Origin of the sequence: Tolypothrix bouteillei VB521301, assembly GCF_000760695.4 — a bacterium.
GTDB lineage: Bacteria > Cyanobacteriota > Cyanobacteriia > Cyanobacteriales > Nostocaceae > Scytonema > Scytonema bouteillei_A.
This window is the reverse complement of sequence record NZ_JHEG04000001.1, coordinates 5,884,663-5,901,048: the sequence shown is the minus strand read 5'-3', so window position 1 is coordinate 5,901,048 and position 16,386 is coordinate 5,884,663. Positions and strand designations below refer to the sequence as shown.

General features: G+C 41.5%; 9 protein-coding genes and 1 pseudogene. 5 read left to right on the top strand and 5 right to left on the bottom strand.

Annotated elements, in window-relative coordinates:
* Nucleotides 1–60 precede the first annotated feature (60 nt).
* Nucleotides 61–522 (bottom strand): GUN4 domain-containing protein, encoded by a 462-nt coding sequence (locus tag HC643_RS23745; RefSeq protein ID WP_038080609.1) that lies wholly within the window; start codon nucleotides 520–522, stop codon nucleotides 61–63.
* Between the two features lie 190 nt (nucleotides 523–712).
* Between HC643_RS23745 and HC643_RS23740 the strand changes: the two genes are divergently transcribed.
* The 3 genes from HC643_RS23740 to HC643_RS23730 all read left to right on the top strand — a co-directional run bounded on the left by HC643_RS23740 (nucleotide 713) and on the right by HC643_RS23730 (nucleotide 2,744).
* A complete protein-coding gene (locus HC643_RS23740) occupies nucleotides 713–1,300 on the top strand; it encodes a TetR/AcrR family transcriptional regulator (protein WP_038080607.1) in 588 nt (195 codons plus the stop codon).
* A gap of 105 nt (nucleotides 1,301–1,405) precedes the next feature.
* Entirely contained in the window at nucleotides 1,406–2,293 is an 888-nt protein-coding gene (locus tag HC643_RS23735) for an SDR family oxidoreductase (protein ID WP_038080605.1), read from the top strand.
* Nucleotides 2,283–2,744, top strand: coding sequence for a DUF1772 domain-containing protein (locus tag HC643_RS23730; RefSeq protein ID WP_038080603.1), 462 nt, complete (start codon nucleotides 2,283–2,285; stop codon nucleotides 2,742–2,744). Before HC643_RS23735 ends, HC643_RS23730 begins: the two co-directional genes overlap by 11 nt.
* A 147-nt stretch (nucleotides 2,745–2,891) precedes the next feature.
* Here the strand turns inward: HC643_RS23730 and HC643_RS23725 are convergent, their stop codons facing one another.
* Nucleotides 2,892–3,137: a hypothetical protein gene (locus HC643_RS23725; RefSeq protein ID WP_038080601.1), complete on the bottom strand. Its 246-nt coding sequence runs from the start codon at nucleotides 3,135–3,137 to the stop codon at nucleotides 2,892–2,894.
* A 2-nt stretch (nucleotides 3,138–3,139) separates the two neighbouring features.
* Nucleotides 3,140–4,327 carry an RNA-guided endonuclease InsQ/TnpB family protein gene (locus HC643_RS23720; RefSeq protein ID WP_050045229.1) on the bottom strand — a complete coding sequence of 396 codons (1,188 nt, stop codon included), beginning with the start codon at nucleotides 4,325–4,327 and terminating at the stop codon, nucleotides 3,140–3,142.
* A gap of 51 nt (nucleotides 4,328–4,378) precedes the next feature.
* Here HC643_RS23720 and tnpA point away from each other — a divergent pair.
* Together tnpA and HC643_RS23710 are read left to right on the top strand one after the other, a co-directional pair.
* Nucleotides 4,379–4,820: pseudogene (tnpA, locus tag HC643_RS23715) on the top strand (IS200/IS605 family transposase).
* A 280-nt stretch (nucleotides 4,821–5,100) separates the two neighbouring features.
* The gene (locus HC643_RS23710; protein ID WP_038076287.1) at nucleotides 5,101–5,550 is read left to right on the top strand and encodes a response regulator; all 450 of its coding nucleotides are present in this window, start codon (nucleotides 5,101–5,103) and stop codon (nucleotides 5,548–5,550) included.
* 10 nt (nucleotides 5,551–5,560) lie between these two features.
* Here HC643_RS23710 and HC643_RS23705 read toward each other — a convergent pair whose 3' ends face one another.
* Together HC643_RS23705 and HC643_RS23700 are read right to left on the bottom strand one after the other, a co-directional pair.
* Nucleotides 5,561–14,065 (bottom strand): choice-of-anchor L domain-containing protein, encoded by an 8,505-nt coding sequence (locus HC643_RS23705; protein WP_038076286.1) that lies wholly within the window; start codon nucleotides 14,063–14,065, stop codon nucleotides 5,561–5,563.
* 911 nt (nucleotides 14,066–14,976) lie between these two features.
* Nucleotides 14,977–16,374, bottom strand: coding sequence for an amidohydrolase (locus HC643_RS23700; protein WP_038076293.1), 1,398 nt, complete (start codon nucleotides 16,372–16,374; stop codon nucleotides 14,977–14,979).
* Between the last annotated feature and the right edge of the window lie 12 nt (nucleotides 16,375–16,386).

The following is a 16,386-nucleotide window of genomic DNA, read 5'->3' as shown; positions in this document are numbered from 1 at the left end:
AGCAATCAGACCCGGATGCATAGCTTTTTATCTCTCAGAACGAATGGGGCGTGTTAGATATTACAAATTACACTCGGTGATTCTTTCAACCATAAAAGGACCAAACCACCATCCCCAACCAACTGTAAAGCGTGGAAACTTCGCAGGTAGGTGACCGCAAGGCGCATGGATATCAAAAATCAACTTTGAATAATCTAACCAGGTATCTCCTTCACGCCATCCGACGAGCTTACCCCAGTTCTCTAAATCTCCTCCTACCTCATGGTAAATTCGTTTCTGCACGCTAAAACCAAAATGTCCCTTTGAATAGCGCTCCCAGAGTTGATTGATTGTTCTTAAATCAGTACAAGGAAATTTACTAATTGCTTCAGTATCTAACCAGCCTTGCATCTCCCTACCAGCCGCCTTTAACATTGCAGACGCTGTTTCTTCATCAGCTTCTTTCCATTTGAACGTTGCTAGCAGATCGCGCAGCCTATTATAGTCAATATCCTTATCAGACAATAGTTCAACTCTGGTCATATTTATCAGCACTTAAGATAGTTATTCTGTGTCATGTATATCACGCATGGCAAACGTCTGGTATGGCACTTATACAAAGATATCCGCATATACAAGCCTAATTTTGTCACAAAAAATATTGTTCTCTCCGTGTTGCCAATAGGGCCATAATCGATCTACTATTTGGTTGTACGACCAACCAAATAGATCGGTGAGCAAAAAAACTGCTTCAAAGACTGCAAATAATCGTTCGCTTATTGTCTGTGCAGCCTACAAGCTTCTAGCACGGGAAGGATACGACGCTGCAACAATGAAAGAAATTGCAAATGCAGCGGGGGTTGCTCCTGGCTTGATTCACTACTACTTCAGTAGTAAGGATCAACTGTTGCAGGAAGTGCTGTATGCAGCGGGAGAACAATACGTGAAGGAGGTTGAACGGTGGTGTAATACGCTATCTCCGGAGCAATTGCTGGAGAAGACGTTTACCGAGCCAAAGCAACGAGTGGTTGATGAACCAGAATGGTTTCGGTTGCGGTGCGAGCTTTTTACTTTAGGGCTACGCAACGTTAACTTTCATGACGCAGTTCGGGTCATGCTCTCAACAGGGAGACAGTGCATTACTCGTCTGGTGCGCCAGATTGCGGGAGATGCGATCGCCAATCCAGAGGCAATGGCATCTGTTTTACTGGCAGCATTTGATGGACTTGCTCTACAAAAATTGGCAGATCCAGATTTCGATTTAGAGAGTGCCTACCGGGCTCTATTCGAGATGTTTGCATCGCAATTGAGGAAAGATTAAAAAATGTCCACAAGTTCTCTATATTTAGTCTGATACACAAGGAACCTTCTCTTTTTTTGATTTAATTTGGTTGGTCAACCAACTAATTTCAGGAGACACTATATCATGAATGTTTTAGTTACGGGAGGAACGGGATACATTGGCAGTGCGATTGTAAATGCCCTGCAATCGGCTGGACATGAAGTGACTGGTCTAGTGCGCTCAAATGCTTCTGCTCAAAAGCTAGAGTCTCTTGGAGTTCGACATCTGTATGGAGATTTGATGCAACCTGAAACTTTAGTTCAAGCAGCCAGACAGGTGGATGCGGTCATTCATGCAGCATCTACAGGCGACGAGCAGATGGCAAGCACCGAACAATTGGCTGTAGAAACGTTTCTCAAAGCCCTAGATGGGACAGGCAAAACGTTCATTTACACAACAGGTACTTGGTTGTTGGGCAACACGGGCGATCGCATTGCCAATGAAGAGACTCCCCTCAATCCAACTCCTCTGATTGCCTGGAGATCCCAGCTTGAGTCACGGGTTTTAGCAGCACGAGAAAATCAAATTCGCACCATCGTGATTCGACCAGCGCTAGTTTACGGTCGAGGAGGAGGGATTGTAGCAATGCTAGTGCAAGCAGGTCGTCAGTATGGCGTCGTGCAATTTGTGGGTACAGGAGAAAATCGCTGGACGCTCGTGCATGTAGATGATTTAGCACGTTGTTATGTTCTAGCACTGGAGAAAGCAACAGCAGGGTCATTATTTATTGCAGCCGATGACCAGGTTATGACATTACGGGAGATTGCTGAAGCCGCAAGTTACGCAGCTGGAATACCGGGTCAAATTCAATCGTGGGTATTGGAAGAAGCTCGAAATGCAATGGGTACCTTTGCTGATGCGCTTGCTCTAGATCAATGGGTTAGTGGCGCTAAGGCTAGAAACCTTTTGGGTTGGAAACCCCAAACTCAATCATTACTGGATGAATTGAAAGGAGGATCTTATGTTGGTTAATGCATTATTGATATTGAGCCTTCTGTCAGCTGGTGTAGTTTATGGAGTTGATGTTTTCTTTGCGGTGATAGGTCGTCCTGCTTTAGCAGCAAGTCACGATGGTGCGATCGCAAATGTTATAGGAAATTTGCATAAAATAGCAGATACTCGAATGCCCGTGTTCGGCATACTTGGAATGCTAGCGACCCTCAGCTTTGCAATTGTTACCAAGATTGGGACAAGTCCAAGCTCGCTAGCGTTGATTGCATTAGCCGGATTATTGATTCAATTGAGCTTGTATTTAACTGTGGCTAAGCCCGTCAACCAAAAAATGAAGGAAGCTTTAGAGTTGGGGAAGGTTCCGGAAGATATTCGCGCCCTCCAAAACCGATGGGACAGCGCGATCGTGGGACGGGCGTTAGCCATGACTTTAGCAATCGGGTGTTTGAGCCTAGCAGGAGTTCTCATTTAGCAGTACTGGCGTGACACCAAGTTACGTTCATACATCTCCCTTGTCTCCCCCCTCTCCCTTGTCTTCCTTGTCTCATCAACAAGTGAAACGCAACGACCTATGAGCACTGGTTTGGCTCAATCTTTACCGTGCTATAACCAGTGACCTTTATGCATGGCGATCGCGCTCTAGATCGTAGATGACTTTTTCAAAATACCAGTCTGGCGTTTTGTTCGGATACTTCAACATCGCTTGGGTTAAAAGTCCAGATGCAAAAAGACTGGCTGCAACTCCAGCAACTAAAACTTGAAAAGCGGTTGTAGGTGTTTTTAGAGAAAACGTGCGAGACATCTTGAACTGAATAACAACTCTACTACTATCTTGGTCAGTAAATATGACAGCACTATTTGACATACTCACCGCCCTAAAGGGTCGGTGATTCTTGACGGCTCACAGCAAATAGCTACCGAAGTAGTCTGACAATCACTCCCCGTCCGTTTAAGGTCGTGCCGATGCCCCATGCCGACCATTTCTATATTTTTAGCTGCATTCTCATCTCTATCCTGCTCAGTACGACAACTTAAACAAAGTACTGAGCGAACAGACAAATCAATTTTGCCCCAACGATACCCACAGCAAGAGCAAGTTTGACTAGTAGGCTCCCATCTATTAATTACTCTGAAGTCTCGGTTAAGTTTTTCAGCCTTAGCTTCACAAAATACCCGAAATTCTCTCCATCCCTGTAAACTAATCACTCTTGCTAACTGGCGATTTTTAACCATCCCTGACACATTCAAATCTTCCAAAATAATAGTTTGGTTTTCACTAACCACTTTGGTTGATAGCTTGTGTAGGAAATCTTGGCGAGTATCTGCTTGTTTGTTGTGTTTTTTGGCAATTCTTAGACGGGTACGCTCACGACGTTTAGAACCTTTTTGTTGTCTTGCTAGCTGACGTTGTAGATTGCGAATTTTGCGGTCTTTCTTTGAGTAATCGGGACTTATTGCTTTCTCTCCATTGCTCATAACTGCAAAGGTTTTAATTCCCAAATCAATACCAATACTTTGGTTTTTGGCATCGGATTGAACAGGTTCCACCTCTACAACAAAGCTGAGAAAATAACGATTTGCACAATCTTTAATGACTGTTACACTTGATGGAGTTGAGGGTAAATTTCTAGACAAAATAGGCTTAATATTACCAATTTTGGCTAAATATACTTTATCTCCTTTGATAGAAAAACCACCAATTCTAAATCGTGCTGATTGTCGTGCAGTCTTCTTTTTGAATTTAGGACTGCCAACTTTTTTACCTTTCCGCTTACCTTTAAGTGAATCAAAAAAGTTTTTGTAGGCGACTCCTAAATCAGCTACAGATTGCTGCAATGGAATATTAGAAACATCAGACAACCATGACCGCTTCTCAGTTTTTTTGGCTTGCGTAATCACTAACTTTTGCAAGTCGTTGTTACTCGGTAGCTTTTCAGACTGCTTACAGATAGCAAGAGCATCGTTCCAAACCACACGAACACAACCAAACAACTGAGCTAAAAGCTGTTGCTGTTGGTCTGTCGGGTAGAATCGGAACTGGTATCTGGCTTTCACTGACAGTGTTATAATTGGTCTGTAAGACAATTATACTTTGATCTACAAAACATGACAAGCCAGTTTCGCCGTGAAAGACATAGTGTTACAGACCTTAAGATTCATTTGGTCTGTGTTACCAAATATCGTATGTCTGTCTTCACGTCCGAAAGTCTTGAATTGATTAAAAACTCGTTTAATGAAGTAGCCAAGAAGATGGATTTTGAAGTGATTGAGTTCAACGGTGAAGACAATCATGTTCATGCACTTATCGAATATCCGCCTAAATTGTCTATTTCTCAAATTGTTAATGCCTTAAAAGGTGTTTCTAGTCGTCGTTATGGACAAGCTGGATACATAAAGCCCCATAAAGCTGCGCGAGTTTGCCGGGGGGAGTATCCCCCCGGCAACACGCGCAGCTTTATGGAGTCCCAGTTATTTTGCTGTATCCGTTGGAGGTGCGCCAATTGAAATACTAACGCAATACATTAGAAATCAAGAAAAGCCGTCCTAGAAGGACGGGGCTTGCATTCCATTCTTTTGGTCAAGTCCAAACGAGATAGTCATACAGCTTTGAATGTTCAACCGCAAATTTACGGAATTGCCAGCAGAGATTCTTTAATCTACGTGCGTAGATTGAGTGTATCTACGGATGCAATCCTCTCCACACCTTCTTCATAATTGATCCCTACACTAAACAACAAAGTTCTAATTAACAGATTTATGTTTGCTAGAACAGGTACTGCGTCTACCTAAAAATCCCTTTGATACTCTCTAATTATTAAAGAAAAAATATGGCTAACTTAAAACCATTTACTATTTTGCTGGTAGAAAACCATTTACCTGAACTGCGGCTAATCCAGCGTATTATAACCAAAGCCCGTTTACCTATTTCGTTACAATTTGTAGAAAATGGATTGAGTGCTTTAACTTACTTATCAGAAATCGGGTTATACAGTCATCGCGATTGTTGTCCCGTACCACATCTCATAGTGCTAGCAGATCTCATTCTGCCAGATATTAACGGGATTGAATTAATAACTTGGATCGAGAAACAATCTCATCTCAAAGATATACCAGTCATCGCCACAATTAGTTCTGCTAGTCCTAATGAAATTGCTGAGTTGGATAGGATGGAGATTCAGCACTTTGCCAAACCTACATCAATTAATGATTGGCAAAAACTTATCAAGAGAATAATGTCTTTAGTCTCTACTACTAGAGTAGAGACAAGAGTCGCCTGAGATTGAGAATTTACCCCAAAGGTTGCGTTAAATTCTCTAGACCTGCGGTGCTTGTAAAATTCAATTGTACGACCATATCGTTATAGTCGCGATCGCCTCCGTTATGGATATCCTCGAAACCGAATTTATTATCCCCAAGCAGGCGAATATGGTCTACTCGATCGGTGTTGACTTCTGTAAAGGCAAAGTATGCAACTGGACCAGTACTTAACACGTTATTTGGATTTTGAGAGCGAAGTTGCTCGATATTACCATTAGCGATAATGTACGGTGCAATCAGTGTATCGCCGTTGAACTGTCCGGAGACGTTTGTTGTATCCCCATTTAAGTTAATAATGGTACGTTGGAATGCGGCTTCTACATAACCTGGGTCTCCTGGTTTGAGATTTCCAATCCGTCCGGTTTCATCGTCAATAGTATAAAAACCAACAGAGTTTTTGTAAGCAGCTTCACTGTTGATGGTAAACTGAGTTGCGATCGCTCCAGTAATCCCCCGTAAGTCAATAAGTTCGCGTTCTGCTTGTAATTTAGTCCCAATCGTCAAAGGACTATTGCTAGTTTTAACATTCAAAACCAAATCATCAAAATCTCGATCGCCTCCACTTAGTTGGTCTTCCCACTTAACAGATAATACACCATCATTCAAACTATCAATTTGTAAGTGATCGAAGTTATCAATGTTTGCAAAGTTCGAGGAGAAAAATACATTAGGAGTTGGTTGAGAAGCTGCTAAATTTGCTTTAACCTCATCAGTGCTAGCATTTTGAACCAAATAAAAGCTGAGGTAAGAACCAGAATTAAAATTCAGCTTGCGAATTCCTTGTAGATCGGGAGTGGGATTATTTGCAAGTGCAGAAAGAAGGACTTGAGAACGTGACATTGCTGCTTGCAAATAGCCAGGTTGACCGGGTGCAATACCGTTAACTTCACCTTTATCATTATCAACGACAAATACACCCACTTCATTAATAAATTTACCGTTATTTTTCTCAAGGGCAAATTCCAATTCAACTTGCGAACCACTTCCCGATACGAACAACAAATCATTTGCAGTAGCACTGACACTCGATTGACCGCCTGATATCCCACCTCCACTTGTTGGATCGTTAACTTGTATGTTGAGGGGAGGAATGACAACACCATTGTAATTGGGGTCAGCACTGCTAGAGGTGAATTTTATTGTCTCCGTTTGCGTACCTTCTTTGATACCATCATCTGGTGTTGAAATTGTGATTGTGTGGGGAATGTAAGCATCGGTAGGAGTAAAGGTAATTGTTACGGGTTTACCTAGTCCATTACCTAAATCTACTTGAGAACCGGGTTCTATAGTTATCGTGACAGGCTGACTGGGGATAGTATTTAGCACTATGTTGATACTACCCGTCTCGCCACCTTCGGTAATTGTAACTGTATCTTTACCATCTTCTGGCTTAATACTGACTCCGGGTCTGCTTCCATCAAGAGGCTGAGGTGAAGTAATACCGAAAGTTCCGGCTTTGAGAAAGACAGCAGAATCTAATAAACCATCCCGGTTATCTTTAACATTAATAGCGACTTTATTCCGGGAATTGGGTTCAACAACTCCAACAAAAGTTAAAGGCTTAGTGTAGCCATCTAACTTAATGCGATCGCTAGCAGGACCAGTGTCAACTGGATTGTAGATTAAGTCGGGATGATATGAAGAGGGATAGGCATTTTTGGCTAAATTATTAATAGTGACGGTATCTCCATCACTCAACCGCGCCATGTTAAAACCATTGAGTTCTAAACTAAAGGCGTCGTTGAACTTACCTGCGTATTCAGCCAACTCTTCCGAACCAAACGCAAATTGGAAGAAGACATATTGTGTACTAGCATCAGCATCAAATTCGATTTCCATTGAAATAGCATCATCTGCTACACCTGGTAAACCAAAATCTTGGCTGAGGTCGTTTAAGCTGTTGACTTCGCGATTGGAAACAGTAATATTACCGCCTGCAACTTCACCATTATCACCAACTTCACCAATATAAAGATAAAGTGGTTGTCCTGAAGCTAACGACTGTTTTAAGTTAAAACCAGCTTTCCCTAAATTCCCTAAACTAACAAAACCATTGGCGCTACTACCAGTAGTAGATACCGCATCAAAACTTCCTAAATTTGCAATACCATTGTTAACTGTACCATTGATAGTCCCAAATAAATCTGGATTTTCAGGATCGCTCGGTGGACGTTGATTTCCTGGTGTAAAGATAGTTCCTATGGGGCTAAAGTCAAAGACATTTAGGCTGGGTAAACTTTGAATATCAGCAGCGTTGGTAATTTTGGTATTGCTGATTTTAATTCCGTCTAGATCGAAGCCAGTAAATCGACCGTTGCTACCACCAATGACGCCACCATCACCAATTGTTAAAGATTTGAGGTCAAATCCCAAATTAGTTAAATCTGCACGGTAAACAGCAGTTGCTGCGTTGCTGGGGTCACCTGTAACACCGTCAAGTTTCTCAAACTGTAACGAAACATTAGTACCGGGCGAAAGACCACCATCAGCAGTATTTTTACCCGGTAAATCGACAACTTTACCAGTACTGAGAACTATTCCTTCACCTAAACCAAAGGGATCGTTTTGGAAAGTTCCAAAAGCACGGCTATCGCCTTTGAGTTTTACCTTAAAGTTACTCAGCCCGTTGGTATTTCCTAGTAATTTACTGAGTAATTTCTCGCCATCTCCATCTTGAGTAATGATAAAGTTTGCTGTTGCGTCTGAAGCCGATAATGGTTGAACATCTGCTTTAAGGCTTTGTACTGGAAGGCTACCTAATGGAGGTACTCCAGGCGATAAAGGTTGTACCTGGTTAGTGATGTTTGCTTGAGATGTTAGATTTGAATTTTGGGGATAATTAAATTTTTGTAAAAGGCTCAGTGTGTTTGCTGGCTGGGTGTTGTTGACATATCGTACATAACTAGCACCTAAATCGAAAGTAGTGACGCCTTGGAGAATTCCAATCAAGTCTCCCGATGGGGCTGTTGGACTATCTTTTCGATAAATTTCGATGGAATTATTGACAAGTTGAGTGAAATAATCTTCTTTCACTCCTTGTAATTGGAGAATATCTCCCTCTGTAGAATTAAAATCGGTAATTAAAGCGTAAGTATTTGCTCCTACAGTAGAGCGGTTGTCATCGTCATAGTAGACTAGTGTTTCCTCTCCCAACCAAAATTCATCCGCACCGCTACCACCACTTAAAGTATCAATTTCTGAATTAACACTTGAGTAAACACTGATGCCCAAATTAATTCCTATTAAGATATCATTGCCACTGTCCCCTCTGAGAGTATCGTTACCTTCACCACCAACGAGGAGATCGTTATCGTTTCCGCCACTGAGTTGGTCGTTTCCAGTTCCACCATTGATAGCATCATTACCAGTCCCACCATCAAAGGTATCATTACCACCATCTGCGATCGCAATCCCTGGAATCGCCACAGCAGTATTGACTTGAGATGTATTGAATGTCCAACCATCAACTATGATGTCATCACCATCGCCACCAGTAGCAGTATCATCACCACTACCACCTACAACAAAATCTTGTCCTTCTCCCGCTTGGATTTGGTCTTGACCGCCATTACCAACTACTAAATCATCGCCAGCATTACCAACTAGAAAATCATTTAAATCCGCACCAAAGATTTGGTCATTTTTACTAGTTCCAGTAATGTTGAAGCGTTCAAAGTTAGTAAACTTAGTTTCATCGAGAAGACTATCACCATTACTAGTGTTGCGGTAGTATCTCCCGCCATTTTTAGCATTGAAATTGGGAATTCCTGCCACTATTCCCGTGCCAATATCTTCAACTGAGTAGTCTATAATTAACAAGTCATCTTCAATTTGATTGATAACTTCTTGAGGAACGACTACCGAGTTATTCCCTTCACTATTCGTATTTCCGACTTGTTGAACATTAACTGATAAGTCTTCATTTATTGATGGTACTGACGCAATAACAACAGGTGCTGGGTCTTGACCGCCATCGACAACATCTATTCCCAAACCCGCATTGACGATATCGTTTCCTTGGGCGGTACTAAAATTATTATTAACTCTTCCCAATTGGATGAGGATGTCATTTCCACCCGCCGTTTTAATATCTTTGAAAATTTCAAAGTTACGAATTGCAGTTCCATCACTCAGACTCAGTGCTTGTGTGGGATTTTCAACTAAGGGATTGGTTCCAATCAGAGAGATATTATATTGCAGTGTCTTGCTACTCGTCTTTACAACCTTACCTGAAAGGTCAATGGATAGAGTATCAATTCCACGTCCGCCATCAATGAAAATACCAAATTTGTTATCGGGGATAGTCTTAAATTCCAGATTGACATCGTTTTGGTCAACAACAATATCATTCCCATCACCCGCAAGAATTAAGTTACCACCACGACCGCCATAAATCGTGTCGTTACCATCACCAGAAATTAAAATATCATTGCCAGAACCACCGATAATGGAGTCATCTTTCATGGTTCCTTTGACGACTAAACGTTCGATGTTGGTGAAATTAACAGCATCTAAAATCGAACCACCAGAATTGCGTTGTCGCAAGAAACTTCCAGATAGTGCAGAACCAACGGTATAACCTCCCGTCATTCCCGCACCAATATCTCGAATGGAATAATCAACAATGAGGGTATCTGTCGATCCACCACCATCAACGTTATCTGTACCGCCGCTACTTAAACCAGGGTCAATGACGTTAACTCCATTATCTGCAATGAGAGTATCGCCAAAATCCGAACCGCGTAAATTCTCAACAGTGGATATTCCAGGTAAAAAGTTAACAAAAGTATCCCCTTGAGCGTGGCTACCAGAACCAACGCCTTGAAGATAGACATTCACTCCTCCAGGTGATTCGCTGTAATCAGCCCAATCAATACCCGAACCGCCATCAAAATTATCCGCACCTGCACCACCAATGAGAGTATCATTACCGTTCTCGCCTTTGAGGAGATCGTCACCTGCTAACCCTTCAAGTTTGTTGTCTCCGATATCGCCTTCAAGAGTGTCGTTATAGTTGGAACCGATGAGATTTTCTATGGAGTTATATTCTGTTTCAACAGGTTTTTTATCTTTATCTAGAATCTTGGCTCTGACTAATTTATCTCCTTCAGCATCTCCTCCCGAACCTTGAGCATTTTTGAGACTGACGTCCACAGCACTGTTAGAATTGCGGTAAATAGCAGTATCATTACCACCACCACCATCTAATAAATCTCCACCTCCACCACCTTCTAACTTGTCATCGCCTTCATAACCACCTAAAGCATTGTCAGAATTATTACCAATGACGACATCATCAAAAACGGTAGCGTGGACGTTTTCGACTGAATTTAACTTATCGCCTTCCGCTTCGCCACCAAAAGCTTTACCCGTGCGGAGGTTCACAAAAACTGCACCAGGAGAAGTTAAATATGTTGTTGTATCAACCCCCGTACCGCCATCTAGAATATCTCGTCCCGCACCGCCAAGGAGAACGTCATCGCCTTCACCCGCAAAGATGTCGTCGTTACCCTCGCCCGCATCAATGAAATTTTTCTCGGAACTACCCGTAATGATATCTCTGAATTGCGAGCCTTCAACATTTTGAATATTTTGCAGGAAGTCAATCGTACCGTAACCGTCTTTTACGGCTATGTTTGCAGCTAAGTTAACTATGACTCCCTTGGGTGCATCTGTATAGCTAGTGGTGTTATTTCCTCCTTTACCATCCAAGCGATCGCTACCTGCTCCCCCTGTTAAGAAATCACTCCCTGCTCCGCCAATAACAATATCATTCCCCTCACCACCATTGAGTTGAGCGGAGACATCAACCCCATCAGTCAGGGTAATAGTGTCATCTCCAGAACGCCCATCAATGACGATCGCTTTGAGAAAGTCGTATTGTTTTCCGGGAGGCTTCCCTTCTGGAAAATCAAGTCCTAGCAACAATACAGATTCATTTCCATCCTTTTTATTACCAGAAAGATATTGAACTGTAATAGTCTCGCCATTATTTGTACCCTTGCGATCGATCACCCCTTGTGCTTTCAAAAACTCTTCAGTTTCTGGATCGGGTTCCGGGTCTTCAACGTTAAAGTGCTTATCATTTGGATCGCAACCCGTATTAAAATCAATGAGGTTAATATTGGCTAAGTCCAGACGTTTGGTAAAGCTAAAAAAGCCCAAGTCAAGAGTGACAGATCCAAAGATGATTAAAGCTAAATTTCCACTCGGTGCTAACAAACATAGAGGATCTTCATAGAGTTCGCTTCCCCGGACTTTAGAAGGAGAATTTTTCCCCAATTCAACAGTAGCTCTCAGCCCTCCGCCTACCTCAAGTTCAACAACAGCGAGATTCACGGCTGCAGCCGCACCGATTTCCCCAAATATAGTGAAATAACCTTTATTTTCGGGTTTACTCAGGAAGAAGCCATTAGTTAGGTCAACAGGATTTTGAAAGTTATTTTTGGTAAAATCAATCAATCCTTGTGCATCATAACCAAATCCAAATTGAGCACTTGCGCCAGCTTTTGCATAAATCTGAATGACAACTGGTCCAAAAACAGGAATCGGAGGAATAATTCCCGAACCTAAAGTCCCCGTTTCAAACTTTAATCCAGGTGGATTGTACTCAAAAAGAGTCACATTTTGACCCAGTAGCAAATTAAAAGCTTTAGTTGGATCGGTTAAAAGCGGGAATTTAATTCCATCTTCTTCTTCTAGCTTTTTCAGGGAATCAACGTAGCTATTGGATGGTTCTTCTCCAAGAGGTAAAATGGACTTTGCTCCGACTTTTTGTACTACGTCCGGTGATGGGTTTGGGTTATTAGGATTGGCGTTGAAATCACCAAGATAGATTTTAATTCCGTTTGTAGCATCACCTGCAAGACCATTAAATTGCTTGAGAGTCTTAGTAATTTGTCTGATAAAATCTTCAGTACCGGGTTGTATCAAACTCGGTGCAAATTGTTGAGCAATACCAAGCAAGGAGTAATCAATAACAGGGAGTGGTTCAACAAGAGGACTGAGGATGGAGTCAATGGGGCGTGTAATTCTTTGGATATCTTTGAGAGTTGGTCCCACAAAGTTGTTGGCAAAAGAACCCAAGTCGAGAGCCACATTTTTAAATTCAACACTGGGAATAGCTGCTCCTAAACTCCAGTTATTGACATTAAAGTCAGCACTAATTGATGGTAAGTTACCATTTTTATCCAAGCCAGTATCAAGCTGTAACTTTAGATTAGCGTTTGCAGTAAAGTTAGGAGAACCAAGGCTGATATTGTTAAGATTGGAGAATTTAACACGCTGACTTGTGGTATTTGTCAAGTCAACAGCAAATTTACTATTGAGGTTGCTACCGTTGTCAGTAGCGCTAATTTGTAGAAAGCCCAGCGAACCAGCTAAATTTAAGGGTTGAGCCGTTTTATCTTTGAGATTTGCATTCAGTTCGACTTGGAATTCATCTGCAGTAGCTGTGTCAAAGAAAAAAGCATCAGCACCAGTGGTATTATCAACTCCAAAGCCGACATTTAAACCAAATGCTAAACTGGGAGTAATACCTCCTGTTAAGTTAATGCCTAAATTAGGCAAACCTAAACTTTTTGATAAGGAAAGATCGGGAGTAAAGCTTTTGCCAATTTTGAATTGAAACCCAATGCTAGTAGCATCAGTAGGAGTTTTTATATCATTGAGATCGATTAAGTTATTGTTATCTATGTCTAACAGCAAACCCAAACCGCCTTGGCTTTCAGGCTTTAACGCATCAAATAAAGCTTGCTGCACGGACGCTGTGGTTTTGTTAGTAATTTTATCGAGTTCATCTAATATTCTTTTTTCAACTGTATCTGTGATGAAGTCGTTGACATAATTACCAAGAGGAACATCCCCTAATATTGGCAGATTTGTTAAATTTTGTCCTGCAACTGCCTGTTTAATATTATCAAGTAAAGGCTTTATAGACTGGCTTAAAAGGGATAAGTTGCTTTCTGGGCTAGTCTCTGCTTCTGCTGCTATAACTTGCCCATTCACGTGAATGAAAATGCGATCGTCTTCTGTTCGTAACTGTTGCAGTAAATAGTCATCTAAAACTTTGCCTTGAATTAAGGCTGAGAAAATCGCTCCTTCATCTCCCGCACTATCCAGATTAAAATTTAAATGGTTATCCAAAAAATGTCCGATTTCTTCTAAGACAACAGATGCAATATCTTCTGTTTCAGATTTATTGAGGTAATCTTGTGAAATATAAATTGTATTTAAACTAGCTGCATAAGCTGCATTCGCGTTTCCCAAAATCTCTGAACTGACAATTTCAATATGAGGAAGATTGCTAAAATCTCCCACACTCCAAGGTTGAGTTAAATTTTCAACTTGAGGCAAAGAAGTGAAATTGTCAAATGCTTTTGTCAGTAAGTCTCTCCACCCCTGTTCTTGAGCTTTTTCTTGCAGTTTAGTTTTAGCTAATGCAATCCCTTGATTTAAAAATTGTACAGAACTCATATTTTTTCTTTAAATTAAGATAATTAATAACTCTGGTAGACACACAAGTTTGAAATAACTGAAGAATTTATGTTTTATATTGAGGTTCTACCCCACCCTAACCTTTCCCTTGGAAAGGGGAGAGAACCGGAAATCTAGTTTTCCTCAATCGCATTAGCAACAGGTGTAAAATCATGATTTGGCTGTAATTCCAACTTATGCACCCATATAGCTTTCTAAGATGTCAATCAGTTTGCCAAATCTAAAACTAGCTGCATCTATTGATACTAAAAACGGTTTAGAAACTAACTTTCCATACTGTTAACAATTGCAAGGGCGCAAGGCTTTGCGCCCCTACAACTGCTATGACACTCTTCTGACAAAAAACGGTTATATGCCGTTTTCAGTATACTGGAGCGAAAAGAATACAAAGTTTAAATACTTGTAAAATTTTTAACTTATGAATATATAGAATCTACGTTAGGAAGTACTGGAGGCGGAGCCTCTCGGAAGGCATTCCCAGGCTCTGTCTGGGAACGAGGTCAGGTCTGCTCTACCATGCGCCAACAGTATCCTTTAAAACGCCGAGGAGTTTACAGATCGTCTTAATTTCTGCTTTACGTAGATACTAGGTACTTTTACTACCTCTTTTACCTCCCTTATCAATGTACTAGTCATTTATCCTGATACAGTTTGGACATAAGGATACCAAAACTTATTCCATTATGGTTGGGTAAAATTTGATGGTCAAGACTAAAATGTTCGATTGAGCTTTAAATACTCTAAAAGTTAACGATTATTTACAACTCTGTTCGTGAGAAAATACTGAGTTTCTGAAACTCAGTATTTTTACAGGTCGGTTATTTATAGGAAAATCCCACAACTAAGTATGAAGATGTCTCTTTCCTGGTTCCCAATCGCCAGTCCCCATCTTATAATCCCATGACAGCCCGATAATGTGCTTCAATTTGGGCAACCGTTTGAGATTTGCGATTTGCATGCCATTGACTGTGGTTAAACAACTCCTGTCGTAACTCATTAACGTTAATAGTGGTTACTTGTCCATCAGCAACAATCTGCTTGCCATTTACCCACGCGCTATTAACAACATTGGTAGGACGACCGAGAACTAGTAAGCCAATGGGATCTGTACGTGGTAATAGGGATAAGCTCGTGAGATCGTACAATACCAAATCGGCTTTCTTCCCTACAGAAATTGAACCCAGTGTATCTGCTACGTTCAATCCTTTTGCACCACCTAGGGATGCCATTTCTACTGATTGGCGTGAGGTAATCCAGTGCTGGTAATCTAGATCTGTAACGTTATGTAATATAGAACCTATTTTGATAGCTTCTAGTAAATCTTGGGAGTCGTTGCTAGAAGCCCCATCGCAACCAAAAGTGACATTTACCCCTGCTTGGCGATATTTTAAAATGGGGGCGATGCCACTGCCCAATCGCAGATTGCTTAAAGGATTGTGTACTACTGTGGATTTTGTTTGGGCAAGGATGGCAATGTCATTGTCTGTGAGGTGAACGCAATGGGCTAATGAGGTACGATGGTCTAGGTAACCAATGCGCTTTAAATGTTCGACAGCAGTACAACCGTATTTTTCTTGGGCTAGTTTTTCTTGTGCTTTGGTTTCCAGTAAGTGGGAGTGACGGCAAAGATTGTAGCGATCGCTTAACTCACTACACCCCTCAAACAAAGCATCGGAACATAATTGTATCCCTGTGGGAGCAACTAGAATATTCATCCCCTCATCCGGACGGTGAAACTGTCTGACAGCTTCTTCTATGAGTTCTAATGTTGCTGTGGTTGAGCGAAAGTAGGGTTCGTGTGCTTGCTCAATTTCCCCAGATGGCATACCAGCCGTCAGGGATTCATCTTGAATGAGGGGTGCAACAAAGGCGCGGATGCCAATTTCTTGATAAGCCCGAACAGCAGTTGCAATTGTTTCTAACTCTTGTCCTGGAATCAATACGAGATGATCCACTACACTCGTACCACCCGATAGTAGAGTTTCTACTGCCGTACCTAGAGCACTTAAGTAAACTTTTTCTGTATCAAGAGGTGCAAAATCATAAAGTTCTGCCAACCATAATTCTAATGGTAGAGGTGGAATTGCCCCTCGTTGCCACATTTCTGAGGAGTGAGTGTGAGCATTGACAAATCCCGGCAGTAGTAATTTATTCTCACCGTTAATGACTGTACCAACAACTTCTAAATGAGGTGCTACCTTAGCTATAGTTCCATCTATAACTTGCACGTCTACGGTGACATAATCATCATCAGTGGCAATCAAAACATTCTGGATAGTAAAGTTCACCATATTTAACCT

What these genes read in the sequence shown, in the direction of transcription:
- HC643_RS23725 (WP_038080601.1), bottom strand. Translation starts at nt 3,137, where the DNA reads ATGTCAAATAGTGCTGTCATATTTACTGACCAAGATAGTAGTAGAGTT.
- HC643_RS23705 (WP_038076286.1), bottom strand. Translation starts at nt 14,065, where the DNA reads ATGAGTTCTGTACAATTTTTAAATCAAGGGATTGCATTAGCTAAAACT.
- HC643_RS23710 (WP_038076287.1), top strand. Translation starts at nt 5,101, where the DNA reads ATGGCTAACTTAAAACCATTTACTATTTTGCTGGTAGAAAACCATTTA.
- HC643_RS23745 (WP_038080609.1), bottom strand. Translation starts at nt 522, where the DNA reads ATGACCAGAGTTGAACTATTGTCTGATAAGGATATTGACTATAATAGG.
- HC643_RS23735 (WP_038080605.1), top strand. Translation starts at nt 1,406, where the DNA reads ATGAATGTTTTAGTTACGGGAGGAACGGGATACATTGGCAGTGCGATT.
- HC643_RS23730 (WP_038080603.1), top strand. Translation starts at nt 2,283, where the DNA reads ATGTTGGTTAATGCATTATTGATATTGAGCCTTCTGTCAGCTGGTGTA.